Source organism: Polaromonas sp. P1_G4 (genome assembly GCF_056405475.1).
In genome coordinates this window covers 1-6,763 of sequence record NZ_JBFUCA010000211.1, presented here as the reverse complement: position 1 = coordinate 6,763, position 6,763 = coordinate 1, and the positions used below count along the sequence as shown (strand labels likewise).

At 63.7% G+C, this 6,763-nt stretch carries 9 protein-coding genes; 4 read left to right on the top strand and 5 right to left on the bottom strand.

Annotated elements, in window-relative coordinates; translation table 11 throughout:
• Nucleotides 1-130: 130 nt before the first annotated feature.
• From AC1D1X_RS12135 to AC1D1X_RS12125, 3 genes are read left to right on the top strand one after another with little or no spacing between them, the layout of a single operon-like run.
• Nucleotides 131-1,129: an aldo/keto reductase gene (locus AC1D1X_RS12135; protein WP_477670923.1), complete on the top strand. Its 999-nt coding sequence runs from the start codon at nt 131-133 to the stop codon at nt 1,127-1,129.
• Complete coding sequence (locus AC1D1X_RS12130; protein ID WP_477670922.1) at nt 1,126-1,962, top strand: amidohydrolase family protein; 837 nt, start codon at nt 1,126-1,128, stop codon at nt 1,960-1,962. Before AC1D1X_RS12135 ends, AC1D1X_RS12130 begins: the two co-directional genes overlap by 4 nt.
• Before the next feature lie 56 nt (nt 1,963-2,018).
• The gene (locus AC1D1X_RS12125) at nt 2,019-2,546 is read left to right on the top strand and encodes a GNAT family N-acetyltransferase (protein WP_477671219.1); all 528 of its coding nucleotides are present in this window, start codon (nt 2,019-2,021) and stop codon (nt 2,544-2,546) included.
• Between the two features lie 5 nt (nt 2,547-2,551).
• Here the strand turns inward: AC1D1X_RS12125 and AC1D1X_RS12120 are convergent, their stop codons facing one another.
• From AC1D1X_RS12120 to AC1D1X_RS12100, 5 genes are all read right to left on the bottom strand, one after another.
• Complete coding sequence (locus AC1D1X_RS12120) at nt 2,552-3,805, bottom strand: MFS transporter (protein ID WP_477671218.1); 1,254 nt, start codon at nt 3,803-3,805, stop codon at nt 2,552-2,554.
• A gap of 52 nt (nt 3,806-3,857) precedes the next feature.
• Nucleotides 3,858-4,571, bottom strand: coding sequence for an aquaporin (locus tag AC1D1X_RS12115; protein ID WP_477670921.1), 714 nt, complete (start codon nt 4,569-4,571; stop codon nt 3,858-3,860).
• Nucleotides 4,568-5,068, bottom strand: coding sequence for an arsenate reductase ArsC (locus AC1D1X_RS12110; RefSeq protein ID WP_477698346.1), 501 nt, complete (start codon nt 5,066-5,068; stop codon nt 4,568-4,570). The genes AC1D1X_RS12115 and AC1D1X_RS12110 overlap by 4 nt, the downstream gene beginning before the upstream one ends.
• Nucleotides 5,069-5,094: 26 nt before the next feature.
• The gene (locus AC1D1X_RS12105; protein ID WP_477670919.1) at nt 5,095-5,595 is read right to left on the bottom strand and encodes an ArsI/CadI family heavy metal resistance metalloenzyme; all 501 of its coding nucleotides are present in this window, start codon (nt 5,593-5,595) and stop codon (nt 5,095-5,097) included.
• Nucleotides 5,596-5,671: 76 nt separating this feature from the next.
• The gene (locus AC1D1X_RS12100) at nt 5,672-6,034 is read right to left on the bottom strand and encodes an ArsR/SmtB family transcription factor (RefSeq protein ID WP_477670918.1); all 363 of its coding nucleotides are present in this window, start codon (nt 6,032-6,034) and stop codon (nt 5,672-5,674) included.
• 61 nt (nt 6,035-6,095) lie between these two features.
• Between AC1D1X_RS12100 and arsC the strand changes: the two genes are divergently transcribed.
• Entirely contained in the window at nt 6,096-6,530 is a 435-nt protein-coding gene (gene arsC / locus AC1D1X_RS12095; protein ID WP_477670917.1) for an arsenate reductase (glutaredoxin), read from the top strand.
• The last annotated feature ends 233 nt before the right edge of the window (nt 6,531-6,763 follow it).

Sequence of the window (6,763 nt, the reverse complement as noted above, 5' to 3'; positions counted from 1 at the left end):
CAATAGCCCAGATCCGCCCGGCTTTTCAGGCTGCGGGTTTCTCCGGGTTGGATGACTGACATGTTAGCTATAACATTGCTGAACTTTTATTGGTGTTTACCCGGAACTGCGGTTTTACCGGCATGTTGAAATGACTTCCACCTCTTCCAGTCCCACATCCCTTCGGCTCGGGCTCGGCGGCGCGCCGCTGGGGAACCTGTTTTCGGCCGTCAGCAACGAAGAGGCGAAGGCGCTGGTGGATGCCGCCTGGGCTGGCGGCTGCCGCAGTTTTGACACGGCACCGCATTACGGTCATGGGCTGTCGGAGCGGCGGATGGGCGATGCACTGCGTTCCCGGCCACGGGACAGCTTCACCCTGTCCAGCAAGGTCGGCCGCATCCTGACACCCGACGGGCATGCCGCGACCGCCCAGCACGGCTATGTCGACATCCTGCCTTTTAACCAGCATTGGGACTTCAGCGCTGGGGGCACGCGCCGCAGCGTGGAAGACAGCCTCCAGCGGCTGGGCATGTCGCGGCTCGACAGTGTCTACATTCACGATCCGGACGCCCAAACCCATGGCGCCGACGCGGGGGCCGTACTGCGCCAGCTGATTGACGACACGTTACCGGCGCTGCAGCAACTGAAACGCGAAGGCCTTGTGCGTGCCATCGGGCTGGGCACCAATGATGTCGGCGTCGTACTGGACGTGTTGCGCGAAGCCGATCTGGATGTGCTGATGCTGGCCGGCCGCTACAGCCTGCTGGACCACAGTGCGCTGCCTGTTTTGCTGCCGCAGTGCCTGGCGCGCGGCGTGCGGATCGCGCTGGGCGGTGCATTTAACTCGGGCATTCTTGCCACCGGGACGCGCGGCGGTGCTGCAACTTTCAACTACGCGCCGGCCGCGCGCGAATGGCTGGAGCGGACCGCGAAAATTGAAGGAGTTTGTGAGGCGCACGGTGTTCCACTGCGCGCCGCTGCGCTGCAGTTTCCGCTGGCGCACCCGGCCGTGCACAGCCTCATGCTGGGTGCCCGAAAAGTCAGCGAATGGACGGACGCCGTGACCATGATGGCGCACCCCATCCCGCCGGAGTTCTGGACTGCGCTGCGCACGCAGGGCCTGCTGCCCGCCGAGGTGCTGACGCCATGACATCGTTTCCAGTGATCGACGCGCACTTTCATTGCTGGCAGCTGGCGCGCGATGACTACGGCTGGCTGACACCGGAGCTGGCGCCGATCTACCGCGATGTGGCCGTGAAGGACTGGCAGGCGCAGTCTGCGCCATTGGGTGTGCGGGGCGGCGTGCTGGTACAGGCCGCAGCCACTGAAGCCGAAACACATTTTTTGCTGACGCAGGCCGATGCGAGCCCCGGTGTGCTGGGTGTGGTCGGCTGGGTGGACATGCTGTCGCCCGACGCACCTGCCCGCATAGCGGCGCTGGCCCGCCACCCCCGGCTCAAGGGACTGCGCCCGATGCTGCAGGACATTGCCGATACACAATGGATATTGCAGCCAGCGCTGGCGCCGGCCCTGCAGGCGATGGTGGAGTGCGGCCTGGTGTTCGATGCGCTGGTCAAGCCAGTGCACCTGCCGCATATCGTGACACTGGCGCGCCGGCACCCGGATTTGCGCATGGTGATAGACCATGCCGCCAAACCTGACATCGCTGCGGGCCAGTGGCAGCCCTGGGCCAACGACATGCTGCGCATTGCCGGCGAGACACAGGCCTATTGCAAACTGTCGGGCCTGATGACCGAGGCCGGGCCGAAGCCGGCTGCCGGCGCTGTCACGCGCTGGGGCAAGCGCGTGCTCAAAAGTTTTGGTGAGCAGCGTGTGGTGTGGGGCAGTGACTGGCCCGTGCTGGAGCTGGCCGGCAGCTACGCGCAGTGGTGGGGCGAGACGCAACAATTGCTTGCGCCGCTCAACGTGGCGAGCCAGGCGGCCGTCATGGGTGGCAACGCCAGAGAGTTGTACTGGCTTTAAATCCCGGTTTGCGCTCTGCTTTGCGCGCCGTCTTTAGAATCATCCGATTGTCTGCACTGAAAGCGCATCGCGTGACCGAATCCTCCAACCCTTCCGAAAGCCCGCTGCAGGTTTGCCGCGCCGACTACGGCAATCCCGTGCATGCCGCCGCTGTTGTGCAATTGCTCGACGCCTATGCGCAAGACCCGGCCGGCGGCGCCAAGCCGCTCAGCGATTTTGCAAAGAAACATCTCGTCAGTGAACTCGCCAAACGCCCGCATGCCTTCAGCGTGCTGGCCTTTAGCGGCGGCAAGGCTGTCGGCCTCGTCAATTGCATTGAGGGCTTTTCCACCTTCGCCTGCCGCCCGCTCGTCAACATCCATGACGTGGCCGTGCTGCCCGGCCACCGTGGCCAGCGTATCGGCGAGCAGATGCTCGCGCTGGTGGACGAGATTTCACGCGAACGCGGCGCCTGCAAACTGACACTGGAGGTGCTGCAGGGCAACCGCAGCGCCATCAAGCTTTATGAACGCATCGGTTTTGCCGGCTATCAGCTGGATCCGGCCATGGGGCAGGCGCAGTTTCTCCAGAAGTGGCTGGATTGACGATTTCAGGCGCTTTGGCTGGCCGGGCGGGACGGATCCCGCAGCAACATCAACGCCGCGAAAGCCACCAAGCCCAGCGCTGCTGAAAACCACAGCGCGCCGCTGCCAAAACGGTCAATCGCCAGGCCAAACAGCCAGGGCGCTGTGGCCTGCGCAAAGCGGGCTGGCACCATCAACAATCCCTGGCGCGCGCCGTAATCCCGCACGCCAAACAGCACCAGCGGCAGCGTGCCTTTGGCAATTGTCAGTACGCCATTGCCGGCGCCGTGCAGCAGGGTGAACACCGCGCCGGCCGGTACGCCGAAAAACAGGAACGCCATTGCGCCCAGCGTGTGCAGGCAGCCGGCCACCCGTGCTGACACCAGCGGGTGGATGTTGCGCAGCAGGCCGTATTCGAGCAGCCGGCCCGCAACCTGTGCGGGGCCGACGAGTCCGGCAAAGACCAGTGCCGTAGCCAGTGGCACGCCGTGGGCTTGCAACAGCCGCGGCAGGTGTGCGGCCATGGCCGTGCTGATGAACCAGGTGACGGCAAACACCAGCGCCAGCAGGAGTGCGGTGCGGGCGGTGTTGGAGGCGGAAGAGGAGCTGGAAGACGTGGAAGAACTGGAGGAGGGGGACGGTGCGGATGCCGCAGAGTGCGCTGGCACTTCGGGTTGATTCGTATCGGGGTGAGCCCCGGCGGCAATGCCCGCCCTGGGCGAAGCCGGAAGCCGCCAGTTCAGTGGCAGCCCCACCAGCAAGTGCAATGCGGCCCAGGCCAGACAGGCCGCGCGCCAGCCCCATTCAAGCTCCAGCCAGGTCGACAAGGGCCAGCCCACCGTGCTGGCAAAACCAGCAAACAGGGTGATGCCGGTGATGGCGCCGCGCGCGTCTTTCCCGTACAGGTGAACCAGCGCGGCAAAGGCCGCTTCGTACAGGCCCGCGGCCATGGCCACGCCCAGAATCACCCAGCCGGCAAACAGGCCCACCGGCCCCTGCGCCATCGCAAGCACCACCAGCCCAGCGGCAAAAACCAGGCTGTTCGCGGCCAGCACTGGCCTTCCGCCGTGCCGGTCAATGGCCTTGCCCGCAGCCGGACCCAGCACTGCGGAGACCACCAGCGCGGCAGAAAAAGCAGCAAACACGGTGGGTGTGCCGACGCCGAGGTCGCGTGCCATGGGTACCGCCAGAATTGCCGGCAGGTAGTAGCTGGAGGCCCATGCCAGCGTTTGTGCGATGCCCAGCTGGACGACGGTGGCGGAACGGCTTTTCGGTGTCACAGCCACAAGGGTACCAAGGACGGACGCGGTGCCTTGATTCGCCGCCTGCGTTTCAGCCTTGGCCCACGGCCTGCTGCCGGCCGAGCGCATGGTGCAGGGCCACGCCCGCCAACGCACCGGCAGCCTGGGCAGCCACAAAACCTGCCGTGCTGGCGGGCGCAATGCCGGCAAAACTGTCTGACAACATGCGTCCCAGCACGGCGGCCGGGTTGGCAAACGAGGTGCTGGCGGTGAACCAGTACGCTGCGCCGATGTAGCAGGCGACCAGCGCTGGCGCCTTGGCCGCAGGGGCGCGCAGCACGACAAAAATCAATCCGCCCGTGGCCACCGCTTCGGCCAGCCACTGGCCCCAGCCGCTGCGCAGTTTGGTACTGAACTGCAGCACGCTCATGTCAAACATGGCGTGCGCCAGCCAGGCGCCGGCTACAGCACCCAGCAACTGGAGTGCTATGAAAAGAATAGCTGCTTGCGCTCGTCCCTTGTGGGTTACAGGGCCTTTTGACCACATAACAAGGGTGACCAACGGATTGAAGTGCGCGCCACTGACCGGCCCGAGCAGCTCGATCAGCACATACAGCGCCCACACGGTGGCCAGTGTGTTGGCCAGCAGGGCCACACCCATGTTGCCGCCGCTCAAGCGCTCGGCCATGATGCCCGAGCCGATGACGGCGCAGAGCAGGGCAGCGGTGCCGACGAATTCCGCGAGGAGTTGCTGTGCTAAAGGCTTGGGGGCTTCTGCGGGAGTGATGTTTATCGCCTGGCTCATGAGCGGGCCAGATCACGCGCGCTGGTTTGCAGCATCAGCTTGCCAATATGGGCTGRCGGAAGGTTGACCAGCAGATCCAGCCGGCGGCGAATGGCATGCAGGGTCTGGCGGAATGCTTCCAGTTTTTGTGCCTCCGTGCCGTCACCTTCGGACGGATCCGCATAACCCCAATGCGCAGTAGCGGGATGGCCTGGCCAGAAGGGGCAGGCCTCACCCGCCGCGTTGTCGCAAACCGTAATGACCAGATCCATGTGTGGTGCGTCTGGCAAGGCGAATTCGTCCCAGTTTTTGCTGCGCAGGCCTTCGATGGAAATGCCCGCGGTGCGCAGGGTCTGCAGCCCCAACGGATTGGGCTGCTGGTTTTCGCGCGGGCTGCTGCCTGCCGAGTAGCCTTTGAACCTGCCCTGGCCGATATGGTTCAACACGGCTTCGGCCAAGATGCTGCGGGCTGAATTGTGGGTGCACAGGAAAAGGACGTTGATGGGTTGCGTTGTCATGGGGGGCTTCTTCTCTTGGCCGTTGTTTAGCAGCAGGCTTTGGTGCCTTGGGCCGATCGTGGGGCTTCGGAAAGCTGTACGGTTGCTACAGTATTTCTAGCTGCTTGCGCACAGCAGGATTGGGCTGTGGCCTTATTTGGTGTGGGTTTCGACTCGCTGAAAACAGGAATGCTGTCCAGCGTGTGGAACTGCTCCCAGGCGATGCCCTGCGGGTCGGTCAGCCAGTATTTATCGCTGCGGGCATAGCAGCAGGTGGTGGGGCCTTCATCCAGCAGTGTCATGTCGGCGCGGGTGGCGCTGGCTTTCAGGGCCTGCAGCTCTTCGGGCCTGTCGACCTGAATGCCCAGATGGTCCACGCCGGGCGCATTTCCGCGCGTCGAAATGGCAAAGTTGACCGGTGGGTCGCTGAGCATCCACTTGGCGTAGTCGGCTTCGGTGCGGGCCGGCTGCTGGTCAAACATGGCCGAGTAAAAGGCGATGTTCTGCTCGAGATCTTTCACGTGGACGTGGACATGGAAGCGTTTCATGGGGCTCTCCTTGGGTGGTGGTGTTGGATTGGCTCTGTGGGTGATGGAGGTGTGGCGCGTAATCGCGTAGTGGCGTTCAGCAGTTGCTGCAATCGGCCTGGGTGGCTACCTCGCAAGTGCCGCCTTCGCAGCAGTGCTCTGTCAGGTAGCCGAGCAGCGCATTCATTTGCCCGAAGTTGGCGCGGTAGATCAGGTTGCGCCCGCGCGCCTCGCTGTTGACGAGGCCGGCGTGTGAGAGCTCTTTGAGATGGAAAGACAGGGCACTCGGTGCGACGCCCAGTTGTTCGGCCATCGCGCCCGGCGTCAATCCGTCAGGCCCGGCGACGACGAGGGCGCGGAACGCGCGCAGGCGCTGGGCTTGCGCCAGCGCTGCCAGGGCCTTCACGGCAGAACCTTCCTCAAGCGGGGGAAAATCAAGGTTTGGGATTAATGCTTCCATAATTCAAATATAATTGAATTATTGAATCGATGCAACCAATCCCTTTTCAGGAGTGAAACTTATGCCTTCCGCCGTCACGATTTACCACAACCCCCAATGCGGCACGTCGCGCAATGTGCTGGCGCTGATCCGCAATGCCGGCATCGAACCCGAGGTCATCGAATACCTGAAAACCCCGCCAACGCGGGAGGCGCTGCGGGAGCTGGTTGCGCAAATGGCGGTGCCGCTGCGAGAGGTAATCCGGGAAAAGGAATCTGTCTACAAGGATCTTGGCCTGGACGACGCCACGCTGGCCGACGAAGCCCTGATCGACGCGATGCTGGCCCATCCCATCCTGATCAACCGGCCCATCGTCGTTACGCCGTTAGGCACGCGCCTGTGCCGGCCTTCGGAAGCCGTGCTGGACATCCTGCTCACGCCGCAGCGGGGTGCGTTCAGCAAGGAAGACGGTGAACAGGTCGTCAATGACAAAGGGGAGCGTGTGGCGGGCCGTTGAGCTTCCCGTCCTTGGCGCAACGCAGTCCGGGCCGTCCGACTGCTCGGCCGGTTGCACGGGTCTGTCCATGGTCATGCATAGGCGGCAATGTCGTCTTTTCGGTCATTTCCGCTGTTTAACCGAGGGAATGGGCACCTGATTTGACAAATGCTGCGCTTATAGGCCCAAGAATGCTGGTGCCCCCGCGTTTCCTCACGCATAATCGGGAGGTGCGGTTGCCATTGCATTCGCAC

Excerpts from the sequence above, each read along its gene's own strand:
- AC1D1X_RS12135 (WP_477670923.1), top strand. The coding sequence starts at position 131 with ATGACTTCCACCTCTTCCAGTCCCACATCCCTTCGGCTCGGGCTCGGC.
- AC1D1X_RS12130 (WP_477670922.1), top strand. The coding sequence starts at position 1,126 with ATGACATCGTTTCCAGTGATCGACGCGCACTTTCATTGCTGGCAGCTG.
- AC1D1X_RS12115 (WP_477670921.1), bottom strand. The coding sequence starts at position 4,571 with ATGAGCCAGGCGATAAACATCACTCCCGCAGAAGCCCCCAAGCCTTTA.
- AC1D1X_RS12105 (WP_477670919.1), bottom strand. The coding sequence starts at position 5,595 with ATGAAACGCTTCCATGTCCACGTCCACGTGAAAGATCTCGAGCAGAAC.
- AC1D1X_RS12100 (WP_477670918.1), bottom strand. The coding sequence starts at position 6,034 with ATGGAAGCATTAATCCCAAACCTTGATTTTCCCCCGCTTGAGGAAGGT.
- arsC (WP_477670917.1), top strand. The coding sequence starts at position 6,096 with ATGCCTTCCGCCGTCACGATTTACCACAACCCCCAATGCGGCACGTCG.